This window comes from Pseudomonas marginalis (assembly GCF_900105325.1).
GTDB lineage: Bacteria > Pseudomonadota > Gammaproteobacteria > Pseudomonadales > Pseudomonadaceae > Aquipseudomonas > Aquipseudomonas marginalis.
In genome coordinates this window covers 108,989-125,026 of record NZ_FNSU01000003.1, presented here as the reverse complement: position 1 = coordinate 125,026, position 16,038 = coordinate 108,989, and the positions used below count along the sequence as shown (strand labels likewise).

Annotated in this window: 15 protein-coding genes and 1 pseudogene; 4 read left to right on the top strand and 12 right to left on the bottom strand. The window is 61.7% G+C overall.

The features are described 5' to 3' along the window. Positions 1 to 11 precede the first annotated feature (11 nt). On the top strand, positions 12 to 1,352 hold the full coding sequence (locus tag BLW22_RS10035) for a c-type cytochrome (protein ID WP_074845992.1): 1,341 nt from the start codon (positions 12 to 14) through the stop codon (positions 1,350 to 1,352). A 246-nt stretch (positions 1,353 to 1,598) separates the two neighbouring features. Further along, entirely contained in the window at positions 1,599 to 1,946 is a 348-nt protein-coding gene (locus BLW22_RS10030; RefSeq protein WP_074845988.1) for a BrnA antitoxin family protein, read from the top strand. A 41-nt stretch (positions 1,947 to 1,987) separates the two neighbouring features. On the opposite strand, the pseudogene BLW22_RS35295 reads toward BLW22_RS10030, so the two are convergent. After that, positions 1,988 to 2,143: pseudogene (locus BLW22_RS35295) on the bottom strand (C4-dicarboxylate transporter DctA); the annotation flags it as partial. 172 nt (positions 2,144 to 2,315) lie between these two features. On the opposite strand from BLW22_RS35295, the gene BLW22_RS10025 reads away from it, so the two are divergent. Next, positions 2,316 to 2,567, top strand: coding sequence for a hypothetical protein (locus BLW22_RS10025; RefSeq protein ID WP_053139889.1), 252 nt, complete (start codon positions 2,316 to 2,318; stop codon positions 2,565 to 2,567). 72 nt (positions 2,568 to 2,639) lie between these two features. On the opposite strand, the gene BLW22_RS10020 is transcribed toward BLW22_RS10025, so the two are convergent. The 6 genes from BLW22_RS10020 to pstS all read right to left on the bottom strand — a co-directional run bounded on the left by BLW22_RS10020 (position 2,640) and on the right by pstS (position 7,819). Next, on the bottom strand, positions 2,640 to 3,191 hold the full coding sequence (locus BLW22_RS10020; protein ID WP_027603521.1) for a hypothetical protein: 552 nt from the start codon (positions 3,189 to 3,191) through the stop codon (positions 2,640 to 2,642). Between the two features lie 56 nt (positions 3,192 to 3,247). Beyond that, positions 3,248 to 3,946 carry a hypothetical protein gene (locus tag BLW22_RS10015; RefSeq protein WP_074848128.1) on the bottom strand — a complete coding sequence of 233 codons (699 nt, stop codon included), beginning with the start codon at positions 3,944 to 3,946 and terminating at the stop codon, positions 3,248 to 3,250. Between the two features lie 55 nt (positions 3,947 to 4,001). Beyond that, positions 4,002 to 4,763, bottom strand: a complete 762-nt coding sequence (gene pstB / locus BLW22_RS10010) for a phosphate ABC transporter ATP-binding protein PstB (protein WP_010210300.1) — start codon at positions 4,761 to 4,763, stop codon at positions 4,002 to 4,004. Between the two features lie 76 nt (positions 4,764 to 4,839). Then, the gene (pstA, locus tag BLW22_RS10005; RefSeq protein ID WP_074845979.1) at positions 4,840 to 5,751 is read right to left on the bottom strand and encodes a phosphate ABC transporter permease PstA; all 912 of its coding nucleotides are present in this window, start codon (positions 5,749 to 5,751) and stop codon (positions 4,840 to 4,842) included. Continuing rightward, entirely contained in the window at positions 5,751 to 6,716 is a 966-nt protein-coding gene (gene pstC / locus BLW22_RS10000; protein ID WP_027603517.1) for a phosphate ABC transporter permease subunit PstC, read from the bottom strand. The genes pstA and pstC overlap by 1 nt, the downstream gene beginning before the upstream one ends. Positions 6,717 to 6,790: 74 nt before the next feature. Beyond that, complete coding sequence (pstS, locus tag BLW22_RS09995) at positions 6,791 to 7,819, bottom strand: phosphate ABC transporter substrate-binding protein PstS (protein WP_027603516.1); 1,029 nt, start codon at positions 7,817 to 7,819, stop codon at positions 6,791 to 6,793. A gap of 187 nt (positions 7,820 to 8,006) precedes the next feature. Here pstS and ppk2 point away from each other — a divergent pair, with 187 nt between their 5' ends. Further along, on the top strand, positions 8,007 to 8,924 hold the full coding sequence (gene ppk2, locus BLW22_RS09990) for a polyphosphate kinase 2 (RefSeq protein WP_065928085.1): 918 nt from the start codon (positions 8,007 to 8,009) through the stop codon (positions 8,922 to 8,924). A 2,103-nt stretch (positions 8,925 to 11,027) separates the two neighbouring features. Here the strand turns inward: ppk2 and BLW22_RS09985 are convergent. The 5 genes from BLW22_RS09985 to BLW22_RS09965 all read right to left on the bottom strand — a co-directional run bounded on the left by BLW22_RS09985 (position 11,028) and on the right by BLW22_RS09965 (position 16,037). Then, positions 11,028 to 12,827 carry a glycosyl hydrolase family 28 protein gene (locus tag BLW22_RS09985; protein WP_074845976.1) on the bottom strand — a complete coding sequence of 600 codons (1,800 nt, stop codon included), beginning with the start codon at positions 12,825 to 12,827 and terminating at the stop codon, positions 11,028 to 11,030. A 41-nt stretch (positions 12,828 to 12,868) separates the two neighbouring features. Continuing rightward, positions 12,869 to 13,237 (bottom strand): 5-carboxymethyl-2-hydroxymuconate Delta-isomerase, encoded by a 369-nt coding sequence (locus BLW22_RS09980; protein WP_074845972.1) that lies wholly within the window; start codon positions 13,235 to 13,237, stop codon positions 12,869 to 12,871. 62 nt (positions 13,238 to 13,299) lie between these two features. After that, entirely contained in the window at positions 13,300 to 14,211 is a 912-nt protein-coding gene (gene kdgD, locus BLW22_RS09975; protein ID WP_065923974.1) for a 5-dehydro-4-deoxyglucarate dehydratase, read from the bottom strand. A 198-nt stretch (positions 14,212 to 14,409) separates the two neighbouring features. Next, entirely contained in the window at positions 14,410 to 15,186 is a 777-nt protein-coding gene (locus BLW22_RS09970; protein WP_065947983.1) for an ABC transporter ATP-binding protein, read from the bottom strand. A gap of 11 nt (positions 15,187 to 15,197) precedes the next feature. Next, positions 15,198 to 16,037 carry an ABC transporter ATP-binding protein gene (locus BLW22_RS09965; protein WP_065923972.1) on the bottom strand — a complete coding sequence of 280 codons (840 nt, stop codon included), beginning with the start codon at positions 16,035 to 16,037 and terminating at the stop codon, positions 15,198 to 15,200. Position 16,038 lies beyond the last annotated feature (1 nt).

Below are 16,038 nucleotides of genomic sequence, written 5' to 3'. Positions count from 1 at the left end.
AGGGAACGCCCATGAACAACCGTCGATTCGTAAGAACCGCAGGCTGGCTGGCGCTGCCCTGCCTGCTCGCGGCAGCCCTGCTGGCCTGGTATGTCACCCGCCAGCCCGCCACCCCGTTCGCGCAGGAACAAGCCGCCAGCGTCGACCCCGCACAGGTCAGTCGCGGCGAATATGTCGCCCGCCTCAGTGACTGCGTCGCCTGCCACAGCCTGCCGGGCAAGGCGCCCTTCGCCGGGGGCCTGGAAATGGCCACGCCGCTGGGCGCCATTCACGCCACCAACATCACCCCGGACCGCACCCACGGCATCGGCACCTACAGCCTCGCCGACTTCGACCGTGCAGTGCGCCACGGCGTAGCACCGGGCGGCCGCCGGCTCTACCCCGCGATGCCCTACCCGTCTTACGCCAAGCTCAGCGACGATGATATCCGCGCGATGTATGCGTTCTTCATGCAAGGCGTACAACCGGCCAACGAGCCCAACATCCCCAGCGACATTCCCTGGCCGCTCAATCTGCGCTGGCCCATCGCCCTGTGGAACGGCCTCTTCGCGCCGACCGCCACTTACGCGGCCAAACCCAATCAGGACGCGCTATGGAACCGTGGCGCCTACATCGTCCAAGGCCCTGGCCACTGCGGCAGCTGCCACACGCCGCGCGGCCTGGCCTTCAACGAAAAAGCCCTGGACGAATCCGGCAAGCCGTTCCTAGCCGGCGCCCTGCTCGACGGCTGGTACGCACCGAGCCTGCGCCAGGACCCGAACACCGGCCTGGGGCGCTGGAGCGAGCCGCAGATCGTGCAGTTCCTCAAGACCGGGCGCAACGCCCATGCGGTGGTCTACGGCTCGATGACCGAAGCCTTCAACAACTCCACGCAGTTCATGGAAGACGCCGACCTGGCCGCCATCGCCCGTTACCTCAAGTCACTGCCCGGCGACCCACAGCGCGACGGCACGCCCTGGCAGTACGTAGCCGCCGATACACGCCAGGACGTCCCCGGCGCCCACACCTACGCGACCCGCTGCGCCTCCTGCCATGGCCCGGACGGCAAGGGCCAGCCCGAATGGATGCCGCCCCTGGCCGGCGCCACCTCGGCATTGGCCAAGGAAAGTGCCTCGGCGATCAACATCACCCTCAACGGCTCACAGCGGGTAGTCGCCGCCGGCGTACCGGACGCCTACCGCATGCCGGCGTTTCGTGAACAACTGTCCGATGCGGAAATCGCCCAGGTACTGACCTACGTGCGCAGCACCTGGGGCAACCACGCTGACGCGGTCGACGCCAAGGCAGTCGGCAAGCTGCGCGGGCATACCGACCCGGCCAGCAGCAGTCCGATTATTTTGCATATGCGTTGAAGGTAGCGTCCCGACCTTTTCCCCGGCGTGGGCAGTGAAATGAGCATGCCGGGGAATAAAGGGGCAATGTGAACAAACGCAGTCTTGAACTGACCCCGTGCACGTTGACCTGTCCAGACTATTCGCACATTCAAGTTCGCCTCTTCTGACAATTAAAACAGAATCAATCTATATGGCGGATCAGCCATTATCAGCGCCAAACTCGCCTCAAGAAATGAACCGTGTCGGTACCTGGAGGCTTGGACCTTGAAAGACGAATACGATTTCACCCACAGCAAACGCGGTGCTGTCGCCAGCAACAAGGGCAAGACCCGCATCACCATCATGCTTGACGATGCGGTTATCGATGCCGCCCGTGAACGCGCAGAAAGCGCCGGTACGGGCTATCAAACCGTGATCAACAATCTATTGCGTCAGGCGTTGATTTCGCAACACGCACACAATCTGGCGCCCGCCCTAAAGAAGCGGGCTAAAACCCTGCAAGTTATCAACAATGGCATTAGCCTCTCTGAAGTTGAAGCACTGGAACAACAACTCATCGCTGTCGCTGGCGAGTTGAATCGCGTGCTGGGCACAGCCAAACTGGCCGATTGACCAAGGCTTTCTGCGACCTACCCCAACTCCCGCTTGAGTGGCTAACGGTCCAGCGCCCCATCCCAGCGGGCAATGAACAGGGTGGCCACGCCGTTGCCGATCACATTGATCAGCGCGCCGCCTTCGGAGATAAACCGGTAGACGCCCAGTATCAGCACCAGGCCTGCTGCCGGTATCACATAGATCGAGCCGAGGGTGCGCCCGCCCCCCGAACTAATTTGAACGAACCCCCACGTTTATCCATCAACATTGAAGGACTTATCAGACACGAGAACGGCTCGTGTCGCTCCTACGCGAGCAACGAACCCGGCGGCCTCGACCAGGCCCCTGCTCTCTTCGCTCGCACATGACGACCTTGGGGTGAAGGCCATGGCAGCGAATAGGCGTGAAGCGTCAAAACAAACCGGCTGGGAAGCGGAGCTGGCCAGGAACACCGAACTGTTCTACGAGGCCGACCGCCTGGAAACACAGGCCTACGCCATCATAGGCAGCAGCTTGGCCGACGCCGGTGACTGGCTGCGCTTTACCGAAGCGAAACAGATAGCCGATGCAAAGCGCACCGAGGCGTATCAGGACCTGATGCGGATCCGGCGCGGCATGGAGGCTGCGCGCTCCGACTGAGGCCGCTCGGGGCGCTGCGGCAAGACAAAAAAACCACTCGTTCGAGTGGCTTTTCTGGATTTTCACAGCGCCTCAGGAAGAAAAAACCTCCGCGCGCTGCCGTGTCGTCTTTTTGTACCGGAGCGGCTGCTGCCAGGCCAACTGCGCCTGGACCTGCGCTACGGCCTCCAACACCCGCTGCGCCCAGTTTTCGTCTTGAGGGTCCACCACTACCACGCGAAAACCATGGTCATGGCCTTCACTGCGCACGCCTTCGGAGTCATCCACATGCAGGTCGATGTCGAAGGCCGGGGGGAATTTCGAGGGTGCGTTCGACAGCCCGCGTGCCGTCAGGGCATGGTTGTGCAGCACGCTGTTGACCACGCCGTCGACGCGGATGCCGTAGAGCATCAGCCAGCGGCGGATATACGACGGCGTGCGACCGGACGAGGTGTAGACCCAGATGCTGCAGCCCTGGCGGCGTAGCTCGCGGGTCAGGGAGCGCGTGCCGATCCGCAAGGGCTCACCCAGCCAACGGTGCACGCAGGCCGGCAGCCGGCTCGGCTCAACGTCGCAGTGGTGCAGCTGGCAGGCCAGGGTGTCGTCGATATCGAAGGAAATACGGATACGCGGGCGCTGCTGCATCGGCAGGATGCGCTGGAGGGCCCGCCCTGCCCTGGCGAATACCGGAGAACCGCTCATCAATGCCCCCCTTGAGAAATGGGCTGGCGCGGGTCCTTGAGAAAAAACTTGTGCGGATCCGGCGCCTGTTCTTCCAGGAAGGCGGCGTATTTTTTCTTGATCTTGGGCAATTCGTACAACGCCTTGACTCCATGTTTGGCTGAGTTGCGGATCACCGACGAAGGGTTGAAGTAGCCCTCGGCGTTCTCCAGCGTCAGCACGAACGGCGGCAGGCCTGCACGCATCAGCAAATAGCTGACGATCAGCGAACCGCTGCGGTTGTTGCCTTCAATGAACAGCTGCGGCTTGCTGAGGATGCGTACATACACCCCGGCGGCGCGCTTCCAGACTGATTCACTGCGATACGCGCAGTACCAGTTGTACAAGTCCTTGATGCCACCTTCGACATTGTTGAAGAAGTGTTCTTCGGTCGCCGCCAGGTGGTGGGCGTATTCCAGGCGCCGTGAAGGGTCGCTGCCACAGAGCACGGTGGCGTTGATCTCCAGCATCAGGTCCAGCTGCTGCAGGTCGAACAGGTCGACGCCCCGCGCGACATAGTCGTCAATCAGCGCGTAGCCTTCAAGCACGTTGTGCAGCACTTCGTCGGTCAACGGGTCGCGCGGCTCGGTAAAGTCCCGGCTGAGCTCGGCAAAGCGCTGTTGCACCTCACGCAGTGCGCGTTCAATCGCGGGCAAATCAAGGCGTCGTGTTGCAGGCATCGGCATTCCCATAAGCAGTTGAAAATACGGGAGCATCCCAGCTCCCGCAGGGGCATCAGCTGAACTTGCCGCTGATGTAGTCCCCGGTCATTTGTTCACGCGGGTTCTCGAAGATCTGCGCCGTCGGGCCCATCTCCACCAGGTAGCCGGTGCGCGTGCCCTGGGAAATGTCCACCGAGAAAAACGCCGTGGTGTCGGCCACGCGGATGGCCTGCTGCATGTTGTGGGTCACCAGGGCGATGGTGTAGTCCTTCTTCAGCTCGACCATCAGCTCCTCGACCCGGCGCGTGGCGATCGGGTCCAGCGCCGAGCACGGCTCGTCGAGCAACAGCACTTCCGGCTCGGTGGCGATGGCGCGGGCGATGCACAGGCGTTGCTGCTGGCCACCGGACAGCGACAGGCCGCTGACCTTGAGCTTGTCCTTGACCTCATCCCACAGCGCCGCGCCTTGCAGGGCGTGCTTGACGCGGTCGCCCAGGTCGCCTTTGTAGCGGTTCAGGCGCAGGCCGAAGGCCACGTTGTCGAAGATGCTCATGGAGAACGGGTTCGGCTGCTGGAACACCATGCCGATATAACGGCGCACGACCACCGGGTCCACGCCCTTGCCGTAGACGTCCTGCCCGAGGAAATGCACATGGCCCTCGAAGCGGAAACCTTTGACCAGGTCGTTCATGCGGTTGAGGCTACGCAACACGGTACTTTTACCGCAGCCGGAAGGCCCGATGAAGCCGGTGATCTTGTTCTTTTCGATCGGCACATGGCTGTCACGCACGGCCATGAAGTTGCCGTAGAAGATCTTGTCCAGCTTGCAGTCCATGACCACAGGCGCCTGGGTGACAAACGGAGCGGCTATTTGCGCAGTTGATACGTTCAAGATTCAGGTGCTCCCGTTTTCAATACTTTGGCTTGCCGAAAATACGGCTCACGATATTCACGACCAGCACGATCATTACCAGTACCAGCGACGCCGCCCAGGCGAGTTCAAGCTGGTTGTCGAAGGGCATGCCGGAGAAGTTGTAGATCAGCACGGCCAGCGAGGCTGTCGGGTTCATCACCGCCAGGCTGCCGTCGTGGTAGATCCAGTAGTTGCTGAACAACGCGGTAAACAACAGCGGCGCGGTTTCGCCGGCGGCGCGGGCCACGGCGAGCATCACGCCGGTGAGAATGGCCGGCAGGCCGGTGGGCAGGACGATTTTCCAGATCACCTGGGAGCGGGTGCAGCCCATGCCGTAGGCGGCGTCCTTCATGATCTTGGGCACCATGCGCATCGACTCTTCGGCGGTCAACACCACGATGGGCAGCATCAGCACCGCCAGTGCCACACCACCGGCCGGGGCCGAGTAGGTGCCGGTGGTCATCACCACCAAGGCGTAGGCAAACACACCGGCCAGAATCGACGGCAGGCCGGTGAGCATCTTCGCGGCAAAACGTGCGGCGTTCGCCAGCTTGCTGTCCGGGCCCAGTTCGGCGAGGAAGATTGCCGCCATGATGCCGACCGGCACGGCGATGGCAGCGGCAATGCCGACCATCACGAAGGTACCGGCCATCGCGTTGCCGAAACCGCCGCCGGTCTCGAAACCGGTGGGTGGCAGCTCGGTAAACACTTCAAGGCTCAGGCGCGCGCCGCCGCGGGTGATGAGCATGTAGAGCACGGAAATCAGCGGCACGCTGGCCAGCAGCGCGCCCGTCCAGACCAGGGTGGTCAACACCAGGCTGCGCAGGGCACGGCCTTCGAACCGGCGCTGGAGGCTGGGCATTGCGCCTGCGGGGGACGTCAGGTCGGTTGCAGCAGTGAGGTCAGTCATCACTTATTACCCCGTTGGGCGTACATCATGATCATGGAGCCGAAGATGTTCACGATCAGCGTGATCAACATCAGCACCAGTGCGGCGTACATCAGTACTTCGATCTCGTTCGGCCCGGCTTCGGGGAAGTTCAGCGCCAGCAAGGCTGCCAGGGTGTTGGCCGGGGCGAACAGCGACAGCGAGATGTTGTTGGCGTTGCCCACCAGCATGGCCAGGGCCATGGTTTCGCCGAGTGCGCGGCCCAGGCCCAAGACCAGGGAACCGAAGATGCCGGTGGCGGCGGACGGCACCATCACCTTGAGAATCGCTTCCCAGTGGGTGGTCCCCATGCCGTAGGCGGCTTGCTTGGTTTTCATCGGCACGGCGGTGAGCGCATCCTGCGACACGGCGGCGATGGTCGGCAGAATCATGATTGCAAGCACCAGCGCCGCCGGGAGCAACCCCGGGCCGCTCAGGGACGTGCCGAAAAAGGGAATCCAGCCAAGTTCAGTGTTCAACCATGCGGTCAACGGCCGGATCGCCGGGATGACCACGTAAATGCCCCACAGGCCATAAACGACGCTGGGGATGGCCGCGAGCAGTTCGACGATGGTACGAAACACCGCCGCCAGCTTCGCCGGCAAAAAATCCTGGGTGAGGAAAATCGCCATGCTGACGCCGAAAACACCTGCGATCAGCAACGCGATAAAGGCACTGTAGAGCGTGCCCCAGATGGCCGGCAGAATGCCGTACTTGCCTTGGTTGACATCCCAGACGCTGCCCAGCAGCACGTCAAAGCCGTGCTTTTCCATGCCTGGAAGGGCCTTGCGCCCGACTTCGAACACCAGGGCAAACACCAACGCCAGCACCAGAACCACGCCTATTCGTGCAAGCGCACGGAAGGTGCGATCAACCAGGAAATCCTTCGCAGAAGGTGGCTGGCAGGCAGAATCCGGGTTACCCGGTACGACAAACGGTGTGTTCATTGGCTAATTCCGGAACAGGGGGGTAACCCTCCCGGCCGGGCTGACAGCGCCCGCCGAGAGAGGCCTCACAAGCGTTACTGGATGTTGGCGGACGCTTTACGAACCTGATCGACCACCGACTTCGGCAGCGGGATATAGCCCATCGAGTCGGCGATTTTCTGCCCTTCGGTCAGGCTGTACTCGACCATTTCACGCATGGCCTTGGCCTTGGCCGGGTTGCCGTTGTCCTTGCGGAAGATCATCCAGGTGTAGGACGTGATCGGGTAGGACTTGGCGCCGTCCGGGTCCGGCAGCCAGGCCACCAGGCTTTCCGGCATTTTCACCGCAGCCAGGGCTTCGGCACCGCTTTCGGCGTTAGGTACCACGTACTTGCCGGCCTTGTTCTGCAGCTGGGCAAAGTCAACCTTGGCCAGCTTGGCGAAGCCGTATTCGATGTAGCCAATCGCGCCTGGGGTCTGGCGTACGGTGGCGGTCACACCATCGTTCTTCGGCGACTTGATGAATTTGTCGCTGGCTGGCCAGTTGACGGTGTTGCCTTCACCCAAGTCCTTCTGGAACTGCGGGTTGATGGCCGCCAAGTGCTTGGTGAATACGGCTGTGGTGCCGCTGGAGTCTGCACGCACGACCACGGTGATCGGCATGTCCGGCAGTTTCAGGCCAGGGTTGGCGGCGACGATCTGCGGATCGTTCCACTTGGTGATCTTGCCCAGGAAGATGTTGGAGTACACATCCCGTGGCAACTTAAGTTCTTTAGGATTGCCCGGCAGGTTGAACGCCAGGACGATTTCGCCTGCGGTCATCGGCAGCAACTGCACGCCTTCGGCGACCTTGGCGATGTCTTCGTCCTTCATGGCCGAGTCACTGGCGGCGAAGTCCACGGTTTTGTTCAGGAAGTCCTGTACACCCGCGCCACTGCCTTTGGACTGGTAGTCAACCGTGACGCCTTCGGTCTTCTTGCTGAAATCCTTGAACCAGGTGAGGTAGATCGGCGCTGGGAAACTGGCGCCAGAACCTGTCAGACGGACGTTCTCGGCAGCAAATACCGAGGTGGCACTTAGAGAAACCGCAACGGCGAGTGCAGCTGACTTCATCAGACGTTTCATTCAGGGAAATCCTTGTGATTACGGGCTCCCGGAACTTTGCAGCAGCTTTGTTACGCTTTTATGAAAATTGGGTGGCAAACCGCTATTTCGTCCCGTCTTTCCGCCACAGCCACGTATTTCGATGTAATTGGTTGGTAACAAAATGCGACTAAGACTTTGCCATCCCCCCACGACGCGAGTGCCTCCCATGTCTGCAGTAGACGACGCCTTGATCCAGCGCATCCACCGAGAGCTGCTGGATCACAGTGACGAAGAGCTGGAACTGGAATTATCCGAAGACGGGCACGACCTCAACGCGCTGTTCGACGAGCACGTCGAGGAAAGCCCCGAAAAGGCCGCGCGCAGGATTTACTTCAGCGAACTGTTCCGCCTGCAAGGCGAACTGGTGAAGCTGCAAAGCTGGGTGGTCAAGACCGGCGCCAAGGTGGTGATCCTGTTCGAAGGGCGTGATGCCGCCGGCAAAGGCGGTGTGATCAAGCGCATTACCCAGCGCCTCAACCCGCGAGTCTGCCGCGTCGCCGCACTGCCCGCGCCCAACGACCGCGAACAGACGCAGTGGTATTTCCAGCGGTATGTCTCGCACCTGCCGGCCGCCGGTGAAATCGTGCTGTTCGACCGCAGCTGGTACAACCGCGCCGGCGTCGAACAAGTCATGGGCTTTTGCAACGAAGACCAGTACGAGGAATTCTTCCGCACTGTACCGGAGTTCGAACGCATGCTCGCGCGCTCCGGCATCCAGTTGATCAAATACTGGTTCTCCATTTCCGACCAGGAACAGCACCTGCGCTTTCTCAGCCGCATTCACGACCCACTCAAGCAGTGGAAACTCAGCCCCATGGACCTGGAGTCGCGGCGGCGCTGGGAGGCGTACACCAAGGCCAAGGAAGTCATGCTCGAGCGCACCCACATCGCCGAAGCGCCATGGTGGGTGGTGCAGGCCGACGACAAAAAGAAAGCCCGCCTCAACTGCATCCACCACCTGCTTGGGCAAATGCCTTATGAAGAAGTGGAACTGCCGGTGATCGAGCTGCCGCAACGGGTCAGGCAGGAGGACTACTCGCGCAATCCGACGCCGGTGGAAATCATCGTGCCGCAGGTCTATTAACGCGGGACGCAATAGATTCCCCAGGGGTAGTTAAGAGCGAACACCGGACCTGTGGTGAGCGGGCTTGCCCCGCGCTGGGCTGCGTAGCAGCCCCAATAAGAACGCTGCAGTGTGCCAGACAGTTCCGGGGCTGTGTTTTGGGGCGGCTGCGCAGCCCAGCGCGGGGCAAGCCCGCTCACTACAAGGGTCCATTCGCCATAACGTTTGCGCTTACGGCGTCGGCTCCACCTCCTTGAACACCAGCCCTTGGCTATCACCCAGGGATAGTTAAGAGCGAACACCGTACCGGTGGTGAGCGGGCTTGCCCCGCGCTGGGCTGCGTAGCAGCCCCAATAAGAACGCTGCAGTGTGCCAGACAGTTCCGGGGCTATGTTTTGGGGCGGCTGCGCAGCCCAGCGCGGGGCAAGCCCGCTCACTACAAGGATCCATTCGCCATAACGTTTGCGCTTACGGCGTCGGCTCCACCTCCTTGAACACCAGCCCTTGGCTATCACCCAGGGATAGTTAAGAGCGAACACCGTACCGGTGGTGAGCGGGCTTGCCCCGCGCTGGGCTGCGTAGCAGCCCCAATAAGAACGCTGCAGTGTGCCAGACAGTTCCGGGGCTGTGTTTTGGGGCTGCTGCGCAGCCCAGCGCGGGGCAAGCCCGCTCACTACAAGGGTCCATTCGCCATAACGTTTGCGCTTACGGCGTCGGCTCCACCTCCTTGAACACCAGCCCTTGGCTATCACCCAGGGATAGTTAAGAGCGAACACCGTACCGGTGGTGAGCGGGCTTGCCCGCGCCGGGCTGCGTAGCAGCCCCAATAAGAACGCCGCAGTGTGCCAGACAGTTCCGGGGCTGTGTTTTGGGGCTGCTGCGCAGCCCAGCGCGGGGCAAGCCCGCTCACTACAAGGATCCATTCGCCATAACGTTTGCGCTTACGGCGCCGGCTCCACCTCCTTGAACACCAGCCCTTGGCTATCACCCAGGGATAGTTAAGAGCGAACACCGTACCGGTGGTGAGCGGGCTTGCCCCGCGCTGGGCTGCGTAGCAGCCCCAATAAGAACGCCGCAGTGTGCCAGACAGTTCCGGGGCTGTGTTTTGGAGCGGCTGCGCAGCCCAGCGCGGGGCAAGCCCGCTCACTACAAGGATCCATTCGCCATAACGTTTGCGCTTACGGCGCCGGCTCCACCTCCTTGAACACCAGCCCTTGGCTATCACCCAGGGATAGTTAAGAGCGAACACCGTACCGGTGGTGAGCGGGCTTGCCCCGCGCTGGGCTGCGCAGCAGCCCCAATAAGAACGCTGCAGTGTGCCAGACAGTTCCGGGGCTGTGTTTTGGGGCTGCTGCGCTGCCCAGCGCGGGGCAAGCCCGCTCACTACGAGGGTCCATTCGCCATAACGTTTGCGCTTACGGCGTCGGCTCCACCTCCTTGAACACCAGCCCTTGGCTATCACCCAGGGATAGTTAAGAGCGAACACCGTACCGGTGGTGAGCGGGCTTGCCCGCGCCGGGCTGCGTAGCAGCCCCAATAAGAACGCCGCAGTGTGCCAGACAGTTCCGGGGCTGTGTTTTGGGGCTGCTGCGCAGCCCAGCGCGGGGCAAGCCCGCTCACTACAAGGATCCATTCGCCATAACGTTTGCGCTTACGGCGCCGGCTCCACCTCCTTGAACACCAGCCCTTGGCTATCACCCAGGGATAGTTAAGAGCGAACACCGTACCGGTGGTGAGCGGGCTTGCCCCGCGCTGGGCTGCGCAGCAGCCCCAATAAGAACGCTGCAGTGTGCCAGACAGTTCCGGGGCTGTGTTTTGGGGCTGCTGCGCTGCCCAGCGCGGGGCAAGCCCGCTCACTACGAGGGTCCATTCGCCATAACGTTTGCGCTTACGGCGTCGGCTCCACCTCCTTGAACACCAGCCCTTGGCTATCACCCAGGGATAGTTAAGAGCGAACACCGTACCGGTGGTGAGCGGGCTTGCCCGCGCCGGGCTGCGCAGCAGCCCCAATAAGAACGCTGCAGTGTGCCAGACAGTTCCGGGGCTGTGTTTTGGGGCTGCTGCGCTGCCCAGCGCGGGGCAAGCCCGCTCACTACGAGGGTCCATTCGCCATAACGTTTGCGCTTACGGCGTCGGCTCCACCTCCTTGAACACCAGCCCTTGGCTATCGCTGACCTGCCATGGGTTGGCAGCGCCGGTCTGGCTGAAGACCACGTGGTCGAAGCGTGAGTCTTTCAGTCCATCGATACGCGCCTTGGCCGCGCCGCGAAAGCGCACGCGCTCGAACACCAGGCCCTGATGGTAGGCGTTGTGCGCTGCATCACCCTTGACCTCGATCGCCGCCCCCTGGGCATTCTCGACGCTCACGTCGCTCACCCGGATGTCCTTGAACTGCCCCGCGATGGTTGAGCGCTGATAGTCGAGCTTGGCGTTAGGGTCGTTGTAGTCGAGGGTAAAAATGAACGCCTGCTTGACGGTGTTGCGGATCGCCGAGTCGCGGAATGTGACGTTGCGCGCGCCGCCGCCCATGAAGTTGGTGCTCTTCATGCGCAACCCGGCATCGGTGCCGTCCGACACGTTGTCTTCGGCCAGGATGTTCTGGATCCAGGCGCCGGTGTGGCTGCCGGCGACCACCATGCCGTGGCCCTTGCGGAAGTAGTTGTTGAAGATCCACGCGTCTTCCTGCGGCGGCTGGTGCACGGCATCGGCACCGGTGCCGGCCGCAAAATTCACGCAGTCATCGCCGGTGTCGAAGAAGTTGTTGAACACCATCGCGCCCTTGCTGTTGGCGAACTCGATGCCGTCGCCGTTGTTGGCGTCGTAGGTCTTGTGGGTGGTGTTGGCCAGCACCACGTTTTCGGTCTCCAGGTTCATGATGCCGTGGAACGCCGGGTTCACCACGGTGAAGCCGCCGTAGAAGACGTTCTTCACATTGCGCAGGGTAATCAGCGAGGAACGCATCTGCCCGTAGGCATCCTTGACGTTCATGCCGCGTGCCACGGCCTGTTCCACCTGCGCCTTGGCGAGGATGCCGTCCTGGGCATAGCGGGTATTGTCACTGGCCAGGTAGAACGGCAGTGCCTGGCCACGCTCGTCGACGACATCGGCGTTGCGCTTCCAGCCATTGCCATCGAGGGTGCCCTTGCCGACGATGCGGATGTTTTCGAATGACTGATGCTGGCGTGGATCGCGGGGCAACGCGTTGATCAGCGAAGCCGGGCGCACGGTGGTGGAATACGGGTACTGGATATAGCCGGCCAGCGGGTAATCTTCGGCGCGCTCGGAGCCGAGCAGGGTCGCGCCTTCGGCGATCTCCAGGGTCATGTTGCTCTTGAGGTAGAGCGCGCCGCTTTTGTAGGTGCCTTCAGGCAGCAAGACTGTGCAACCGACGGTGCAGGCATCGATGGCGTTCTGGATCGCCTGGGTATCGAGGTGACTGCCGTCGCCTTTGGCGCCGTATTTTTTCACGTCAAATACCGCCGCAACCGGGGTGGTGCGTTGCAGCACCGGGGCGCTGTCGGCGGATTCCTTGCCGTTGCCGTCCACCGAACGCACGGTGAAACGGTACGCAGTGTCGGGCTTCAAGCCTTGGGCAGTGAAGCTGTGAATGCCGATGCGATGGTGGAAGTTGGCGGTGTCTTGCCGATAAAACTGGTCGATGTAGGGTTTGGCCGGTGACACCTGGTCATTGTTGGCATTGGCGCTGCCCAGCAGCGTGCCATTGGCGTAGACCCGGTAATCCTTGATGCCGGCATGCTCGGCAGGTTTTTCCCACACCAGGATGATTTGCCGGTCATCAAAGGCCAGCGTCGGTACCTGCAGTTTTGACGGGGCTTGCAGCGCCCATGACAGCGGGCTGCATCCAAGCGCCACGAGGGCCAGCGCGCAACGCACCGGTTTTTTTTTCGAGGGTTGATACGGCATGTTGTTCTCCTTGTTTTTGCCGGTATTCACACCGAGGGGCGTTACATCTTCCGCCCGGATTCTTCGAGGTATTGGCTGCGATTGACGAAGGTTTCGCGGGGCATTTCGCGTACGTCCATGGACAGCGCCTCGACCTGCGGCAGCAGTTCAATCAGGGCGCCCAGCGTCGCCGAAGCCAGGCTGCGCTGTTGTTCGGCAGTGCGCCCGGCGAACAGGTACAGGGCGACGTGCACGAAGTCGTCTTGAGTGCTGCCACAGCGGTAATGGGTGAAGCCGTTGAGCCGCACCTTGATGTCGCCGGGCTTGAATACGCCGAAGCTGTCGAGGGCATCGTGTACGGTCGCCAGCAGGGTGTGTTCGCCGATGCGCTGGGCCAAGGCCGCCGGGCAATCGATGATGCAGTGGGGCATGGTCAAACCTCAGGTTGATGAAAGGACAGCGGCGCCACACAGGGCGCCGCAGACTGACAGTCTTACTGGGCGCCCAGCGCCTTGATCAGCACGTCCAACTGCTCCACTTCTTCAGGCAGCAAGTCGGTCAACGGCGCGCGCACCGGGCCGGCGTCATGACCGACCAGGCGTGCACCGGCCTTGACGATACTCACGCCATAACCTTCGCAGCGGTTGCGGATCGCCAGGTACGGCAGGAAGAAATCATCGATCAAGCGGCCCACGGTGGCGTGGTCGTCGGCGGCCACCGCGCGGTAGAAATCCATCGCGGTTTTCGGGATGAAGTTGAACACCGCCGAGGAATACACCGGCACGCCCAGGGCCTTGTAGGCCGCGGCATAGACTTCGGCGGTCGGCAGCCCGCCGAGGTAGGTCAGGCGATCGCCGAGGCGACGACGGATCGACACCATGGATTCGACTTCACCGATGCCATCCTTGAAGCCGATCAGGTTCGGGCAGCGCTCGGCCAACTGCTCGAGGCTGTCGGCATTGAGACGGCACAGGTTGCGGTTGTACACCACCACGCCGAAATCCACCGAATTGCACACCTGCTCAACGTGGGCCACCAGGCCTTTCTGGCTGGCTTCGGTGAGGTAGTGAGGCATCAGCAGAATACCGGCGGCACCGAGGCGCTCGGCCTCCTGGGCGTAGGCGATGGCCTGACGAGTCGGGCCCCCTGCCCCGGCGAGGATGGGCACCTGGCCCCTGCAGGTGTCCACCGCAGTCTTGATGATCTGCGTGTATTCCTTGGCTTCCAGGGAGAAGAATTCCCCGGTGCCCCCGGCCGCGAACAACGCGCTGGCGCCGTAGGGTGCCAGCCATTCCAGGCGGCGGGCATAGGTGTCGGCACGGAAGTCACCGGCCGCGTCAAAGTCGGTAACCGGGAACGAGAGCAAGCCGGAAGACAGGACTGTTTTTAGTTCTTGTGGCGTCATGTTCGCAAACCTCAAATCAAAAAATAAAGGGATACCTCGAGAGGTACGTCATCGTATAACTACAAATGATTGTTAGCTAGCCCTGAGTGCCTTAGTTCAGGGCCTTTATATTTAATTCAATAAAAACAGCACATTAATCGCATTTAATAGGAATTGGCGCATTACCAATCAAGAATAGTCATACGATGACTACAGAAATCAGCCGACCCGCCGTCGCTCAGACTCCTGGCTGAAGTCACGGCTGGCCTGCACCAGCATGCGCGTGTAGTCGTGCACGGCCTGGTCCTGGCTCAAGGCCTGGCAGTCGAGCAACTCGACGATACGGCCGTGCTGCATCACCGCTACCCGGTCGCACAAGTGAGTGACCACACCCAGGTCGTGGGTGACCAGCAGATAGGTGAGTTTCTCGCGCTGGCGCAGGTCCGCCAGCAAGTTGAGGATCTCGGCCTGGACCGACACATCCAGGGCCGAGGTCGGTTCATCCAGCAACAACACGCGGGGTTCAAGGATCAATGCGCGCGCAATCGCCACCCGTTGGCGCTGCCCACCGGACAGCTGATGCGGATAGCGAAAGCGGAAGCTGTCGTTCAGGCCGACCTTGAGCAGGATCTCGTTGATCCGATCGTCCTTGTCCCCTACCCCATGGATAATCAGCGGCTCGCGCAGGGCGGTGTCGATGGTGTGCCTGGGGTGCAGGGAGCCGTAGGGGTCCTGGAAGACCATCTGCACTTTGCGAAAGTGCTCCTTGGGAATCTTGTGCTGCAACGGCGCGCCGGCGATGCTCAGCTCCCCGTGCCAATGCCGGTATTGCCCGGCCAGGCAGCGCAGCACGGTGGTCTTGCCCGAACCGGACTCCCCCACCAGGCCGAACGATTCGCCGTCGGCGACACTCAGGCTCACATCGTGCAGCACCTGGTTGATGGCAGCGCCGGTGCCGAAACTCAGGTTCAAGGCGTGCGCTTGGATCATGGGCATGGTCAGGTTCCTTATTGAGTCAGCCAGAGTGGATCGCGCTTGAGCACCGGCAGGTGCACGCGACGGTTATCCATGCTCGGCAGCGCGGCCAGCAGGCCACGGGTGTAGGGATGCTCGGCGTATTGCAGGTCGCAGGCAGCCAGGGATTCGACCACGCGCCCGGCGTACATCACCAACACGCGGTCACAGTAGTTGCGCACCAGGTTGAGGTCGTGACTGACAAAAATCAGCCCCATCTGCTGCTGGTCCACCAGTTCTTCCAGCACGTTGAGCACTTGCTGGCGCACCGAGACATCCAGGGCCGAGGTGGGCTCGTCGGCAATGATCACTTCCGGGCGAGTGATGACCATCATCGCGATCATGATGCGCTGGCCCATACCGCCGGACACCTCGTGGGGGTACAGGTTGTAGACCCGCTTCGGATCGCGGATATGCACCTGCTCGAGCATCTGCATGACCCGTTCGCGCGCATCACTGCGACTGGCCTTGTGGTGGGCCAGGTAGGCTTCGGCAATCTGGTCGCCCACCTTGACCACCGGGTTCAGCGAGTACTTGGGGTCTTGCATGATCATCGAGATGCGCTGGCCGCGAATCTTCTGCATCGCCTTTTCACTGGCCGAGAGCAGGTCGACCTCGCCAAACGCCATGGCCTTGGCGGTGATTCTGGCGCTGGGCGGATGCAGCTTGAGCAAGCTGCGCCCGACGGTAGACTTGCCTGAGCCGGACTCACCGACAATCGCCAGTTTCTCCCGCCCCAAGGTAAAGGATACATCGCGCACGGCGTGGGTTTCTTTCTGGCCACTGACGAAGCGCACATTCAGCCCTTCGACATTCAGCTTGATGGCAGACATA